At 73.7% G+C, this 13,615-nt stretch carries 12 protein-coding genes; 4 read left to right on the plus strand and 8 right to left on the minus strand.

Going from position 1 to position 13,615, the window contains the following annotated elements; all coding sequences use genetic code 11:
• Positions 1–172: 172 nt before the first annotated feature.
• The 6 genes from ACWEO5_RS03890 to ACWEO5_RS03915 form a co-directional block, all read right to left on the minus strand.
• A complete protein-coding gene (locus tag ACWEO5_RS03890) occupies positions 173–1,063 on the minus strand; it encodes a carbohydrate ABC transporter permease (protein ID WP_344551050.1) in 891 nt (296 codons plus the stop codon).
• A gap of 12 nt (positions 1,064–1,075) precedes the next feature.
• Complete coding sequence (locus tag ACWEO5_RS03895) at positions 1,076–2,047, minus strand: carbohydrate ABC transporter permease (protein WP_452159837.1); 972 nt, start codon at positions 2,045–2,047, stop codon at positions 1,076–1,078.
• A 166-nt stretch (positions 2,048–2,213) separates the two neighbouring features.
• Positions 2,214–3,572, minus strand: a complete 1,359-nt coding sequence (locus ACWEO5_RS03900) for an extracellular solute-binding protein (RefSeq protein ID WP_452159839.1) — start codon at positions 3,570–3,572, stop codon at positions 2,214–2,216.
• Positions 3,573–3,767: 195 nt separating this feature from the next.
• Positions 3,768–4,790 (minus strand): LacI family DNA-binding transcriptional regulator, encoded by a 1,023-nt coding sequence (locus ACWEO5_RS03905; RefSeq protein WP_452159841.1) that lies wholly within the window; start codon positions 4,788–4,790, stop codon positions 3,768–3,770.
• 142 nt (positions 4,791–4,932) lie between these two features.
• Positions 4,933–6,015, minus strand: coding sequence for an LLM class flavin-dependent oxidoreductase (locus ACWEO5_RS03910; protein ID WP_452159843.1), 1,083 nt, complete (start codon positions 6,013–6,015; stop codon positions 4,933–4,935).
• Positions 6,012–6,770, minus strand: a complete 759-nt coding sequence (locus ACWEO5_RS03915; RefSeq protein ID WP_452159845.1) for a GNAT family N-acetyltransferase — start codon at positions 6,768–6,770, stop codon at positions 6,012–6,014. Before ACWEO5_RS03915 ends, ACWEO5_RS03910 begins: the two co-directional genes overlap by 4 nt.
• Positions 6,771–7,074: 304 nt before the next feature.
• Here ACWEO5_RS03915 and ACWEO5_RS03920 point away from each other — a divergent pair, with 304 nt between their 5' ends.
• From ACWEO5_RS03920 to ACWEO5_RS03935, 4 genes are all read left to right on the plus strand, one after another.
• Complete coding sequence (locus tag ACWEO5_RS03920) at positions 7,075–7,218, plus strand: hypothetical protein (protein ID WP_452159847.1); 144 nt, start codon at positions 7,075–7,077, stop codon at positions 7,216–7,218.
• A gap of 197 nt (positions 7,219–7,415) precedes the next feature.
• Complete coding sequence (locus ACWEO5_RS03925) at positions 7,416–8,732, plus strand: LLM class flavin-dependent oxidoreductase (RefSeq protein WP_452159849.1); 1,317 nt, start codon at positions 7,416–7,418, stop codon at positions 8,730–8,732.
• 22 nt (positions 8,733–8,754) lie between these two features.
• On the plus strand, positions 8,755–10,143 hold the full coding sequence (locus tag ACWEO5_RS03930; protein ID WP_452159851.1) for an NtaA/DmoA family FMN-dependent monooxygenase: 1,389 nt from the start codon (positions 8,755–8,757) through the stop codon (positions 10,141–10,143).
• A complete protein-coding gene (locus tag ACWEO5_RS03935) occupies positions 10,140–10,973 on the plus strand; it encodes a DUF1684 domain-containing protein (RefSeq protein ID WP_452159853.1) in 834 nt (277 codons plus the stop codon). Before ACWEO5_RS03930 ends, ACWEO5_RS03935 begins: the two co-directional genes overlap by 4 nt.
• A 250-nt stretch (positions 10,974–11,223) precedes the next feature.
• On the opposite strand, the gene ACWEO5_RS03940 is transcribed toward ACWEO5_RS03935, so the two are convergent.
• Both ACWEO5_RS03940 and ACWEO5_RS03945 read right to left on the minus strand, forming a co-directional pair.
• The gene (locus ACWEO5_RS03940; RefSeq protein ID WP_452159855.1) at positions 11,224–12,669 is read right to left on the minus strand and encodes an MFS transporter; all 1,446 of its coding nucleotides are present in this window, start codon (positions 12,667–12,669) and stop codon (positions 11,224–11,226) included.
• A 114-nt stretch (positions 12,670–12,783) separates the two neighbouring features.
• Positions 12,784–13,575, minus strand: coding sequence for a helix-turn-helix domain-containing protein (locus tag ACWEO5_RS03945; protein ID WP_452159857.1), 792 nt, complete (start codon positions 13,573–13,575; stop codon positions 12,784–12,786).
• Positions 13,576–13,615 lie beyond the last annotated feature (40 nt).

A 13,615-nucleotide genomic window follows, 5' to 3' on the forward strand; every position in this document is an offset into this window, starting at 1 on the left:
GTGGTGCGGCGGCGCCGGCCGGATCGAGCGGCTGCTTCGGCCGGTGCCGGGTCGGTGGGGGGCCGTCCCCGGGAGGTCGGCACCGGGGACGGCGGCCCGCGGGAGGGCGGCCCGCGGCAGGGCGGCAAGCCGCAACTGACTGGCCGTCAGTTCTTTTCTCTCACAAGGGAGTTCAGCCCTTGAGGCTGCCGGCGGTCAGGCCCGCCATGATGTGCCGCTGGAACAGCAGGAAGATCACCAGCAGCGGGACGGCGGCCATCGCCATCCCGGCCAGCAGCTGGTTGGCGGGCATGTCGTTGGCGAGGGTGTTGAGGGCGACGGTGATCGGCTGGCCCCGGGGGTCGGGCAGCGTCAGCATCGGCCACAGGAAGTCCTTCCACACCCCGACCACCGCGAAGATGGACACCACGGCCAGCACCGGCCGGGCCAGCGGCAGCACCACGTGCAGCAGGATCCGCAGCGGTCCGGCGCCGTCGATCCGGGCGGCGTCGACCAGTTCCTCCGGGATCTGGTCGAAGAACCGCTTCAGCACGAAGATGTTGAAGGCGTTGGCGCAGGCCGGCAGCCAGATCGCGAACGGCGTGTTGATCAGGTTGACGTGGATCAGCGGGATGTCCACCACCGTCAGGTAGGTGGGCACCAGCAGCGCGGAGACCGGCAGCATCAGGGTGGCCAGCATCATCGCGAGCACCACGTTGCCCAGCACCGGCCGCAGCTTGGACAGCGCGTACGCCGCGCAGACGTCCACCACCAGCTGGAACAGCAGCGCACCGGCGGCCAGCAGCAGGGTGTTGAGGAAGTAGCGGCCGAGCCCGGTGCTGCTCCACGCCTGGCTGTAGCTCTCGGGGTGGAAGCTCTGCGGGAGCAGCGTCGGGTTCGGGTCGGCGAGTTCGGCGGAGGACTTCAGCGCGCCGGAGACCAGCCAGTACAGCGGGAAGACGAACGCGACGGTGAAGGTGACCAGGACGGTGCCCAGCACCGTGCGGTAGAGCAGCCGTCCGAGCGGCCGGTCGAGCTCGGCGGGGGCGATGAGGGTGCGGGCCGGGGATTCGGCGTGGGCCATGGCGGGTTCCTCTCAGCCCTTGGAGCGGGTCAGCCGCAGGTAGAGCCCGGCGAAGGCGCCGAGGACGACGAACAGGACGGTGCTCATGGCGCTGGCCAGGCCGAAGTCGTTGTAGACGAAGGCGTAGCGGTAGAGCAGCAGCAGGACGGTGACGGTGGCGTCGTTCGGGCCGCCGCCGGTCAGCACGAAGGGTTCGATGAACACCTGCATGGTGCCGATCACCTGGAGCAGCAGGGTGATCAGCAGGATGAAGCGCATCTGCGGGATCGTCACGTGCCACAGCCGCTGCCGGATCGAGGCGCCGTCGAGCTGCGCGGCCTCGTACAGTTCGCCGGGCACCCCCTGCAGCGCGGCGAGGTAGATCAGCGTGGTGGTGCCCATGTTGGCCCAGGTGGAGACCAGGACGAGGGAGAGCATCGACAGGTTCTCCGACTCCAGCCACTGCTGCGGGGGCAGGTGCAGGATGCCCAGCGCGTGGTTGAACAGGCCCGGGCCCGGGTCGTAGAACCAGCGCCACAGCAGCACGGTGACGATCGGCGGCAGCATCACCGGCAGGTAGACGGTCATCCGCAGGTAGGCCCGGCCGTGGCGCAGTTCGTTGAGGACCACGGCGGTGACGAACGGCGCGGCGAAGCCGAACACCAGGGCCAGCACGGTGAACCAGAGCGTGTTGCGCCAGGCGGTGAGGAACAGCGGGTCGTCGAACAGGCGGTGGAAGTTGTCCAGGCCGACCCAGCTGGCGGGTTCGGCGAAGTTGACCTGCTGGAAGCTCAGCAGGAAGCCGCGGACGATCGGGTACCAGGAGAACAGCGCGAAGGCGAGGAGGCCGGCGGCGAGGAACAGGTACCCGACGAGGTTGTCGGTGACGCGGCGCCGCAGTCCCGCCCGGCGCGGGGTGGTGGTGGAGGAGGAGGACGGGGGCGGTGCGGGGTCGGCGGCGGGCCGCCGGGTGCGGCGCGGGGCGCCGACGGTGTCGACCTTCATCAGGGGTGGCTTTCGGCTCGGGCGGGACCGGGGATCGGGCGGGACCGGGAGGGGTCGAGCGGGACCGGGGGTCGGGCGGGACCGGGACGGTCGGGCGGACCGGGAGGGGTCCGGCGGGACCGGCGGAGCGGGCGCGGCGGGGCCGGTGGCCGGCCGCGCCCGGGGCTCACTGCGCGGTGGCGAGGATGCTGTCGACCTTCTTCTGGGCGTCCTTCAGCAGGCCGTCCAGGTCGGCGTCCTGCTTGGTCAGCACGGCCTGCATCACGCCGTCCAGCACGGTGTAGATCTGCTGCGCGTTCGGCGGCTCGACCTTGACCTTCACGTCCGCGGAGCGGTCCACGAAGGGCCGGTAGTTCTGCTGCGGGACGTTGGCGTACTGGGCGTGGATCGCCTTGACGGCCTCGCCGCTCTTGCCGTCGAGCAGGTCGGGCTGGGGCAGGCCGATCGGGATGTCGGAGCCGGCCGACTTCTTGGTCGCGGTCTCCTCGTGCTCCGGGCTGAGGTACTTCCACTGGACCCAGGCCAGGCCGGCCTTGATCTTCGCCGGGGTGTCCTTGGGGTTGAACATGAAGCCGTCGCCGCCGCCGAGGGTCGCGGTGCCGGGCATCGCGGCCAGGCCGTACTCGTCGTACTTGCGCTCGAACTGCTTGACGATGGTGGGGATGTTGTCGGGGCCGGCCAGGTACATGCCGAGCTTGCCCGCGCCCATCATCTTCTGGACGTCGGGGATCTCCAGCAGCTGGCGGCTGCCCATGCTGTCGTCGGTCCACCGCATGTCGTGCAGGTGCTGCAGGGCCTGGTGCGCCGCGTCGGAGTCGACGGCGGCCTTCCACTTGCCGGCGTCGTCCCGGGTGGCGACCTCGCCGCCCAGCGAGTAGATCCACGAGGTCAGGTGCCAGCCGCCCTGGTTGTTCTTGGAGAAGTCGGCGTAGCCGACGGTGCCGTCGCCGAGCGCGGTGATCTTCTGCGCGGCGGTGCGGACCTCGTCCCAGCTGGTCGGCGGCTTGTCCGGGTCGAGGCCGGCCTTGGTGAACAGTTCGCGGTTGTAGACCAGGCCCATCGAGTAGTTGCCGGTGGGCAGGCCGTAGACCTTGCCGTCCCTGCCCTTGAAGACGTCCTGCAGCGCGGGCTTGATGTCGGCGAGCCCGGGGACGTCCTTCAGGTACGGGGTGATGTCGGCGGCCTGGTGGCGCTGGATCAGGCCGGCCGGGTCGGTGAAGTAGACGTAGTAGACGTCCTCCAGCTGTCCGCCGGCCAGCTTCGCGGCGAAGGTCTTCGGGTCCATCAGGCCCTCGTGGGCGTCGATCCTGATGTTCGGGTGGCTGGCCTCGAACGCCTTGACGTCGTCCTCGAAGTTCTTGCGGTCCACGGTCTGGGTGGCCGGGGGAAGGCCGTTGACGGAGATGGTGACCACGCCCCCGGCGTCGCCCGAGCCGCTGCCGCCGCTCCCGCACGCGGTCGCGGCGAAGGCGGTGGCCGCGGCCAGCGCCACGGCGGAGGCACGGCGGATTCTGTTGCTTCCCATGATGATTCGGACCTTCCGTGGATCCTGCAACCGTTTGCGCGGAGCTCGGCCCGCAGCGCAAACGGTGTGACGGAGGAGAGGCCCGGGTCGGTGACTCCGGGCGCTCTTCGGTGCCCCGAACACTGACATCGTGAACGCAAGAAGTCAACGGGATGACGCAACATGCTTGCGTTGCCACGTTGTTTCGTGCCCCCACTACCTCCGGGCGGCCGCCACCGCGGGCGCCGGGCAGGTCGAACCCCGCACGATCAGCTCCGGCTCGAACAGCACCTCCTCCACCTGCGCCTGGCGGCCCTCGATCTGGTCCACCAGCGCCTTCGCCGCCGCCGCGGCCATCGCGGCCACCGGCTGGCGCACCGTGGTGAGCGGCGGATCGGTGGCGATCATGTACGGGGAGTCGTCGAACCCGATCACCGAGACGTCCCGCGGCACCACCAGCCCCTCCCGCCGCAACCGCCGCACAGCGCCCAGCGCCAGCGCGTCGCTCGCGCACACCACCGCACTCGCCCCGGCCTCCACCAGCCGGGGCACCGCCGCCGCCCCGCCGTCCATCGAGAACATCGCGTGGGCCACCAGCCGACCCAGCTCCCCCGCCCGCCCGCGCCGGCCCAGGTGGCGGGCGAACGCGTTCAGTTTGCGCACGGACGGAACGTGCCCGGCCGGGCCGAGCAGCAGTCCGATCCGCTCGTGCCCGAGCGCCTCCAGGTGGGCCAGCGACTGCTCGACGGCGGCCTCGTCGTCCACCGAGATCAGCGCCGAACCCCGGTGGCCGTCCGCCGCGTTGATCAGCACCACCGGCACCCCGCGCTCCCGCAGCGCCCGCCCCTGCTCCGGCCCGGCGTCCGCGTAACTGGCCCCCACGAACACGATCCCGGCGACGTTCTGCCGCAGCAGCATCTCGATGTAGTTCGCCTCCGACACCCCGTCGGCCGTCCGGGTGCACAGCACCGGCATCAGCCCCTGCTTGCTCAGCGCCCCCGCCAGCACCTCGCAGAACCCCGGGAACACCGGGTTCTGCAGGTCCGGCACCACCAGCCCGACCAGCGGCGCCCGGTCCGACCGGAACGCCGACGGCCGCTCCACCCCCAGCACGTCCAGCGCCGTCAGCACCGCCTCCCGGGTCTCCCGCGCCACCCCCGGCCGGTTGCGCAGCACCCGGCTCACCGTCACGGAGCTCACTCCGGCGAACCGGGCCACCTCGTCCAGCTTCTTCGTCATGGCCGAAGCGTACCGAGACCTACGCAAAAAAACGACTGATATCTGAAAATCTACGAAAGCGGGGCGGTCGATCCTCTGGTGGAACGCCGGAAGCCGGAACCCGTGGGGGTTCCGGCTTCCGGCCGGCGGTCGTCCGCCCGGCTCAGAGCAGCGGGCGGACGTGTTCGGCGAAGGTGTACGCCTCCTCCAGGTGGGGGTAGCCGGAGAGGACGAACTCGTCGACGCCCGCGTCGCGGTACTCGGCGAGGCGGTCGGCGACCTCGCGGTGGCTGCCGACCAGGGCGGTGCCCGCGCCGCCGCGGACCAGGCCGATGCCGGCCCACAGGTTGGGGGCGATCCAGAGCCGGTCGCGGTGGCCGCCGTGCAGGTCGAGCATCCGGCGCTGGCCGACGGACTCCAGGGCGCGCAGCCGCTGCTGTCCGGCGGCGATCGCGGTGTCGTCGAGCCCGGCCAGCAGCGCCTCGGCGTCCTCGCGGGCGCGGGCGGCGGTGGCCCGGCTGAGCACGTGCACCCGCAGGCCGAAGCGCGGGGAGCGGCCCTGCGCGGCGGCGAGCGCGCGCACCCGGGTGATCTTCTCGGCGACCTGTTCGACGGGTTCGCCCCAGGTCAGGTAGGTGTCGGCGTGCCGGGCGGCGACGGCGAGCGCGGGCTCGGAGGAGCCGCCGAAGTAGATCCCGGGCACGGGCTCGGGCGGCTGCCGCAGCTGCCCGTCCTGGATCCGGTAGTACTCCCCGGCGTGGTCGTACGGGGTGCCGCGCCAGGCGGTGCGGACCACGTCGAGGAACTCCTCGGCCCGGGCGTAGCGGGCGTCGTGGCCGAGCGGGTCGCCGTAGCCGCGCTGTTCGGCGTCGCTGCCGCCGGCCACCACGTTGAGCAGCAGCCGTCCGCCGGAGAGCCGCTGGAAGGTGGCGGCGGTCTGGGCGGCGAGCGCGGGTTCGACCAGGCCGGGGCGGAAGGCGACCAGGAACTTGAGCCGGCTGGTGGCGGCGATCAGCGCGGCGGTGGTGATCCAGGCGTCCTCGCAGTGCGCGCCGGTCGGGGTGAGCACCGCCTCGAAGCCCAACTGGTCTGCTGCCTGAGCGAGTTGGGTGAGGTAGCCGAGGGTGGCGGGCCGGCCGGCCGGGGCTCCGGCGGCGGGGCCGCCGATGCCGGTGCCGTGCGCGGCGCCGCCCAGGTCGCGGGCGTCGCCGCCGGTCGGCAGGAACCAGTGGAAGGCGGTGCTCATCGCTGCGGCCCCCCGTCCAGCACGGGCCCGGCCGGGGTGCGGACCAGCAGGAACGCGGTGCGGCGGCGCAGCGTGAAGCCGAGCGACTCGTACAGGGCGATCGCCCGGGTGTTGTCGGCGGCGGCGTGCAGGAACGGGGTGTCGCCGCGCTGTTCGATGCCGTGGGCGACGGCGCGCACCAGGCGGGTGGCGTGGCCGCGGCCGCGCTGTTCGGCGTCGGTGCAGACCGCGCTGATCTCGGTCCAGCCGGGCAGTCGCAGGCGTTCGCCGGCCATCGCGATCAGTCGGCCGTTCTGGCGCAGGCCGAGGTAGCGGCCGAGGGCGACGGTGCGGGGCAGGAACGGGCCGGGCCGGGTGCGGGCCACCAGGTCGAGCATCTCGGGGACGTCCTCGGGGCCCAACTCGACTGCGTCGGGGGCGGGTTCGGTGCGCAGCGCGGTGGCGACCAGTTGCACGCCGTGGCCGCGTTCCAGGATCTCCCAGCCCTCGGGGGCGGTGCCGGTGGCGGTGACGGGGGTGGTGCTGCCGGGCGGTCCGGCCAGCGTGGCGAGGTCCTGCCAGGCTCCCGGGTCGGCCGGGTCGGCGATCGCGGTGAACGGGGAGACGTCGACGGGGTAGCGGGCGGCGCGGCCGACCCGCTCGGCGAGGTGGGCGTGCGGGCCGGTGAGGGCGGCCCAGGCGGCGTTGTCCAGGACGTGGGCGCCGGTGTCGGCGGTGGCGGGCCCGGTGGTTCCGGGCACGGTGGTGACGGGCATGGCGGTGCGGCTCCTGTGCGGCGGGGGAACGTCGGTGCTGGCGCTGGTGCTTCAGCCGGCCGGACAGAGCGCGCTGCTGACCCGCTGGAGGTCGACGGGCCGGTCGAGGTACACCTCGCGTTCCAGTGCCCGCACCGCCGTCCACCTCCTGGATCGTCCCGTCGCAGTCAAGCTAGGCCGGTCCCGAACGGAATGTCAACGGCCGTCCACCGCAACGGATGTGGCGGTTCGTTACCGCTGTATGAACAGCGTTGTGCCGGGCCCCGGTGCGGGGTTACGGTGCGGGGACGGCGGTACCCGGGCGGTGCCGCGAGACGCGGACGGGGAGGTGACGGCGGTGCGGGCCCTGGAGCGCGAGGTGTTCCTCGACCGGCCGGTCGACCTGCTGCGGGTGAGCACCGCGCTCTGTCCGGGCTGCCCGTCCCGGCCCGTCCGTCCGGCCCGCTGAGCCCGGGCCGCTGAGCCGGGCCCGCAGCCCGTCCGGCCCCGCCCCTTCCGCTCCCGCCGCCGCTTCCCGGCCGCGCCCTGGTGCGCACCCCGACGCGGCCGCCCGCCCCTCCTCGTGAAACCCCGAAGCCGCGCGGCCCCGGACGCCCCCGAGGCCCCCGGAGCCCGCGAAGCCCCTGAACAGGAACCGGTCCCGCCATGCCCGCATCCCCAGCAGCATCCCCGTCCTCCCCCGCCCCCTCCCCCCTGCACCTGGCCGTCGCGCTGGACGGCGCCGGCTGGCACCCCGCCGCGTGGCGGGAGCCGGACGCCCGGCCGAAGGAGTTGTTCACCGCCCGGTACTGGGCGGACCTGGCGGCGGAGGCCGAGCACGGCCTGCTCGACCTGCTGACCATCGAGGACGGGCTGAGCCTGCAGTCGGAGCACCCGTTCGAGCCGGACGCCCGGACCGACCGGGTCCGGGGCCGGCTGGACGCGGTGCTGGTGGCGGCCCGGATCGCGCCGCTGACCCGGCACATCGGGCTGGTGCCGACGGCGGTCACGACGCACACCGAGCCGTTCCACCTGTCGAAGGCGGTGGCAACCCTGGACTTCGTCAGCCGGGGCCGGGCCGGGGTGCGGGTGAAGGTGTCGGCCCGGGCCGACGAGGTCGGGCACTTCGGCCGCCGCGCGCCGAGCACGCTGCGGCTGGAGGAGCTGGACTCCCCCGCCGGGCTGGCCGCGCTGGCCGAGTTCTTCGGCGAGGCCGAGGACTACGTCGAGGTGCTGCGCCGGCTGTGGGACAGCTGGGAGGACGACGCCGAGATCCGGGACGCGGCGACCGGCCGGTTCATCGACCGGGACAAGCTGCACTACATCGACTTCGAGGGCTCCCGGTTCTCGGTCCGCGGCCCGTCCATCACGCCCCGCCCGCCGCAGGGCCAGCCGCTGGTCACGGCGCTCGCCCACCGCGGTGAGCCGTTCCGGCTGGCGGGCCGGTCGGCCGACCTGGCGTTCGTGACGCCGCGCGACGCGGACGACGCCCGGGCGATCGTGGCCGAGGTCCGGGCGGCCCAGGAGGCGGCCGGCCGGGCGGACGAGACGGTGCACGTCTTCGCCGACCTGGTGGTGTTCCTGGAGGAGCGGCCGGGCTCGGCGGCCGAGCAGTTGGCGCGGCTGAACGCGGCGGCGGGCGCCGAGTACACCAGCGACGCCCGGGTGTTCACCGGCACCTCCACCGAACTGGCCGACCTGCTGGCCGAGTTGGCGCAGTCCGGGCTGTCGGGCTTCCGGCTGCGGCCGGGCCGGCTGCCGTACGACCTGGAGCGGATCACCCGCGACCTGGTGCCGGAGCTGCAGCGCCGGGGGCTGTTCCGCACCGCCTACGAGGCGTCCACCCTGCGCGGGCTGCTGGGCCTGCCGCGCCCCGCCAACCGCTACGCCGCCGGCACCGCCGGCACCGCTGCCGCCGACCCTTCCGGCCCCGCCGGCACCGGCACCGCTGCCACCGCCGCCACCACCGCCGTCGGCGCCTGAACTCCGAAGGAAAACCAGCGACATGAGCAACGAGAGCAGCAGCGGCAAGCCGCTCAAGCGGATCCACCTGGCGGCGCACTTCCCGGGCGTGAACAACACCACGGTGTGGAGCGACCCGCAGGCGGGCAGCCAGATCGAGTTCGACTCCTTCGCGCACCTGGCGCGGACCGCCGAGCGGGCAAAGTTCGACTTCCTGTTCCTGGCCGAGGGCCTGCGGCTGCGCGAGCAGAACGGCCTGATCTACGACCTGGACGTGGTCGGCCGCCCGGACACCTTCACCGTGCTGGCGGCGCTGGCGGCGGTCACCGACCGGCTCGGCCTGGCCGGCACGATCAACTCGACCTTCAACGAACCGTACGAGGTGGCACGGCAGTTCGCCTCGCTGGACCACCTCTCGGCGGGCCGCTCGGCGTGGAACGTGGTGACCTCCTGGGACGCCTTCACCGGGGAGAACTTCCGGCGCGGCGGCTTCCTGCGCGAGGAGGACCGGTACGCCCGGGCCCGGCAGTTCCTGGAGGCGTCCTGGGAGCTGTTCGACTCCTGGCGCGGGGACGAAGTACTGGCCGACCCGGCTTCCGGGGAGTTCCTCGGCGACCCGGGGGCGGGCGAATTCGCCTACCGCAGCAGCGAGTTCGACATCGCCGGCCGGTTCGACGTGCCGCGCTCCCCGCAGGGCCGTCCGGTGATCTTCCAGGCGGGCGACTCCGAGCAGGGCCGCGAGTTCGCCGCCGCCTCGGCGGACGCGATCTTCTCCCGACACGGCACGCTGGACGCCGGGAAGGCGTTCTACGCGGACGTGAAGGGCCGGCTGGCCCGGTACGGGCGCTCGCCCGACTCGCTGAAGATCCTGCCCGCGGTGACCTTCGTACTGGGCGAGACCGACGCGGAGGCGCACGAGAAGGCCGAGCAGATCCGCCGCCTGCAGGTCAGCGGGCAGACCGCGATCAAGCTGCTGGAGCAGGTCTGGAACCGGGACCTCTCCGACCTCGACCCGGAGGGGCCGCTGCCGGAGGTGGACCCGCTGGTCGGCGAGCACACCCTGGCCCGGGGGCGGGCCTCGGTCCGGATGAACCGGGACCCGCTGGCGGTGGCCCGCGAGTGGCGGGCGCTGGCCGAGGCGAAGAACCTCTCCGCCCGGGAGGTGGTGATCGAGGTGACCGGCCGCCAGTCCTTCATCGGCACCCCGGCCCGGATCGCCGAGGAGCTGAACCGCTTCGTCCAGGAGGACGCGAGCGACGGCTTCATCCTGGCCCCGCACCTGACGCCCGGCGGCCTGGACGAGTTCGCCGACACCGTCGTGCCGCTGCTCCAGGAGCGCGGCGTGTTCCGCACCGAGTACGAGGGCAGCACCCTGCGCGAGCACCTCGACCTGCCGCCCCTCACCAACGCCCTTACGAAGGAAACGATATGACGACCGCTCAAGAGACCGTCGACACCGCCGAGTTCACCCGCGAGTGGGAGGAGTGGCACGCGGCGAGCCAGCGTTCGCTGACCGACCCGCACGGCTTCCTCGCCGTCACCTCGCTGCACTGGCTGGACACCGAACCGGCCCGCTTCCCGGACGCGCCGGGCAGCTGGTGGACCGCCCCCGACGGGGTGTGGGTCGAGCTGGCCGAGGACGAGGAACTCGTCCTGGACGGCGAGCCGGTGCGCGGCCGGCACCACTTCGGCGTGCTGCCGGAGCGGGCCAGCGTGTACGCGACGGCGGGCGGGGCGGTGATCGAGGTCGCCAAGCGCGGCGGCCACGACATCCTCCGGCCCCGGCACCCCGACAACCCGCTGCTGCGCGACTTCACCCGCACCCCCGCGTACGCGCCGGACCCGAACTGGGCGCTGACCGGCCGCTACCTGCCGTTCGCGGAGCCGCGCCCGGTGACCGTGGGCGCGGTCACCGAGGGGCTGCAGCACGTGTACGACTCCCCCGGCGAGATCGAGTTCACCCTGCCGGGCGACGGCGGCACCCACCGGCTGACCGCGTTCAACGGCCACCTGCCGGGCAGCCTGCTGGTGCTGTTCACCGACGCCACCTCGGGCGTCACCACGTACGCCGCCAACCGGTCGCTGACCGTCCCGGCGCCGGACGCGGAGGGCCGGGTCACGGTCGACTTCAACCGGGCCACCAACCTGCCCTGCGCCTACACCGACCTGGCGACCTGCCCGCTGCCGCCCGCCGGGAACCGCCTCCCGTCGGCGGTCGAGGCCGGTGAGCGGATCCCGCTGGAGCGCGGCGGCCGGCCGTAGCACCCCGGGCGGCCGGGCCCCGGAGACTCCCCTCCGGGGCCCGGCTCTTCTCTCCGCCCGGCTCTTCTCTCCGCCCGTCGGCTCTCTCCGCCCGCCGCCTTTCTCCGCCCGTCGTCCGCCGGGGCGTCGACGGCCCGGCGGAACAGGCGTGCCGCGGAACAGGCGTGCCGCGGAACAGGCGTGCCCGGGCCGGAACCGGAGCCCGGCGGGGACGGACCGGGCCCGGCCGTCCCCCACTCCCGGGAGGTGCTCACCGCCCGGGCGCCTTCCGGCCGGGCAGGGCCTGGACCACCAGGGCGAACAGCGCGGTGGCGGCCAGCACGTACCACAGGCAGGCCCGGAACGCGGCCGGGACGGCGTCGGGGCCGGGGGTGTCGGCCAGCACCCGGTAGAAGACCAGGCCGATCAGGGCGACGCCGAGCGCGTTGCCGACCTGGAGTCCGGTGGTCAGCACGCCGCCGGCCGAGCCGGCGCTCGCGGCCGGGACGCGGGCCAGCACGGTGGCGGTCAGCGGGGCGAAGGACAGGCCCATGCCGCAGCCGTCCAGCAGCAGGCCGGGCACCAGCCACCACAGGCCGCGGTCGGAGCCGCTGACGGCCCACAGTTCCAGCAGCAGTCCGGCCGCCCGCAGCGCGCAGCCCATCGTGACGGCGTGCCGGCCGATCCGGGCGGCCAGGTGCCGGGCGTTGGCGGAGGCGGCGACGTAGCCGACGCCGAGCACGCTGAACACCAGGCCGGAGCCGATCGGCGCGAGGTGGCGGCCCTGCTGGAGGTAGAGCGCGAACACCAGGAAGTACGAGGCCATCGAGGCCCAGAAGGTGAGCTGGGCGGCCAGGCCGGCGGTGAAGGCGCGTTCCCGGAACAGCGCCAGGTCGAGCGAGGGCGAGCCGCCGGAGCGGCGCAGCCGGCGCTGGTGGAGGGTGAACGCGGCGAGCAGCGGCGGCCCGGCGGCGAGCAGCAGCCAGGTCCACAGCGGCCAGCCGCGTTCGCGGCCCTCGATCAGCGGTAGGCAGATCGCGGTCAGCCCGGCGGTGACCAGCAGCAGGCCGGTGAGGTCGAGCCGGGGCCGGCCGGGGGCCTTGGACTCGGGCAGCAGGCGGGCGGCGGCGGTCGCGGCGGCCAGTCCGATCGGCAGGTTGACCAGGAAGCAGGCCCGCCAGCCGAGGCCGAACAGGTCGGCGCGGATCAGCACGCCGCCGATCAACTGGCCGAACACGGCGGCGATCCCGGAGGCGGCGGCGTACCAGCTGACCGCCCGGGCCCGGGCCGGGCCCTGGTAGGAGGTGGTGATGACCCCGAGCACCTGGGGAGCCATCAGGGCGGCCGCGGCGCCCTGCAACACCCGTCCGGCGATCAGGAGTTCGGCGTTGGGTGCGGCTCCGGCGGCGACGGAGGCGGCGGTGAACAGGGTCATCCCGAGGGCGAGGACGCGTCGGCGCCCGTACAGGTCGCCGAGTCGGCCGCCGGTGATCAGGCCGACGCCGTAGGTCAGCGCGTAGGCGGCGACGACGAGTTGGATCTGGGCGTCGGTGGCGCGCAGGTCCTGCTGGAGGGCGGGGACGGCGACGTTGACGATGAAGAAGTCGAGTCCGGCGAGGAAGACGCCGGTGAGGACGATCGGCAGGGTGGCGCGGTGCGGCCCCGGCGGCGGGGTCGTGGTCGGGGCGGCCGCGGGCGCGGTGGTGCTGTCGGTCATGGGCGAGCGGGCTCCTGCGGGTGCGACTGCGGGAAGGGCGGGCCCGCGCCGCTCCGCCCCGGGGTGGGGCGGGGCGCGGTGCGCGCTCCACTCTTCCCGGGCCCGCCGGGTGCCTCAACTACCTGACAGGTAGGTGGCGGTGTCGTCGTCGGCCGGGAAGAAGCTCTCGATGATCAGCTCGGAGGAGGTCAGGTCGCGGGCGGTGCCGAAGGTGGTGAAGGTCGCGAGGAAGGACAGCACCCGCTCTCCGCACCGCAGTTCGAGCGGGAGCATGATCTCGTCGGGGCCGGGGATGTCGGCCTCGGGCACCGGCTGCTCGCACGGGTAGCCGAGCAGTTCCTCGTACAGCGGCCGGAGGTTCCCGTCGAGGGCCGAACGGCGGGCCAGCCCGGTGAGCAGTTTTCCGCGCCACCGGCCGAGGTTGACGATCCGGGGGGCCATCCCGTCGGGGTGCAGGGCCAGCCGCAGGACGTTCACCGGCGGCCGGAGCAGGTGCGCGGCGACGCCCTCGGTGAACAGCCGGTCGAACGGTTCGTTGGACGCGATGACGTCGCGCCGGCCGTCCATCACCACGGCCGGGTAGGGGTGGTGGCCGCGCAGCACCCGTCGGACCGCGTCCAGGACGGGCCGCATCGCCGGGTCGTCGAGCGGCTTCTCGTGGAACACGGGCGCGTAACCGGCGGCCAGCAGCAGCGCGTTGCGCTCACGCGGCGGCACGTCCAGGTGTTCGGCCAGCCGCAGCACCATCTCGCGGCTCGGCTGTGAGCGCCCGGTCTCCACGAAGCCGACGTGCCGGGCCGAGACGCCCGCCAGGTGGGACAGTTCCAGTTGGCTGACTCCGCGCCGCCGCCGCCACTGCGCCAACAGCGGCCCCACCTGCGTCCGTTCGACCGCTTCCGCCGTCACCTTCGCCCCCTCCCGGTGCCCGGCCCCAATCTACTCCGGT

It is taken from the genome of Kitasatospora sp. NPDC004272, from assembly GCF_053603035.1.

Excerpts from the sequence above, each read along its gene's own strand:
- ACWEO5_RS03890 (WP_344551050.1), bottom strand. The coding sequence starts at position 1,063 with ATGGCCCACGCCGAATCCCCGGCCCGCACCCTCATCGCCCCCGCCGAG.
- ACWEO5_RS03895 (WP_452159837.1), bottom strand. The coding sequence starts at position 2,047 with ATGAAGGTCGACACCGTCGGCGCCCCGCGCCGCACCCGGCGGCCCGCC.
- ACWEO5_RS03900 (WP_452159839.1), bottom strand. The coding sequence starts at position 3,572 with ATGGGAAGCAACAGAATCCGCCGTGCCTCCGCCGTGGCGCTGGCCGCG.
- ACWEO5_RS03905 (WP_452159841.1), bottom strand. The coding sequence starts at position 4,790 with ATGACGAAGAAGCTGGACGAGGTGGCCCGGTTCGCCGGAGTGAGCTCC.
- ACWEO5_RS03910 (WP_452159843.1), bottom strand. The coding sequence starts at position 6,015 with ATGAGCACCGCCTTCCACTGGTTCCTGCCGACCGGCGGCGACGCCCGC.
- ACWEO5_RS03915 (WP_452159845.1), bottom strand. The coding sequence starts at position 6,770 with ATGCCCGTCACCACCGTGCCCGGAACCACCGGGCCCGCCACCGCCGAC.
- ACWEO5_RS03925 (WP_452159849.1), top strand. The coding sequence starts at position 7,416 with ATGCCCGCATCCCCAGCAGCATCCCCGTCCTCCCCCGCCCCCTCCCCC.
- ACWEO5_RS03930 (WP_452159851.1), top strand. The coding sequence starts at position 8,755 with ATGAGCAACGAGAGCAGCAGCGGCAAGCCGCTCAAGCGGATCCACCTG.
- ACWEO5_RS03935 (WP_452159853.1), top strand. The coding sequence starts at position 10,140 with ATGACGACCGCTCAAGAGACCGTCGACACCGCCGAGTTCACCCGCGAG.
- ACWEO5_RS03940 (WP_452159855.1), bottom strand. The coding sequence starts at position 12,669 with ATGACCGACAGCACCACCGCGCCCGCGGCCGCCCCGACCACGACCCCG.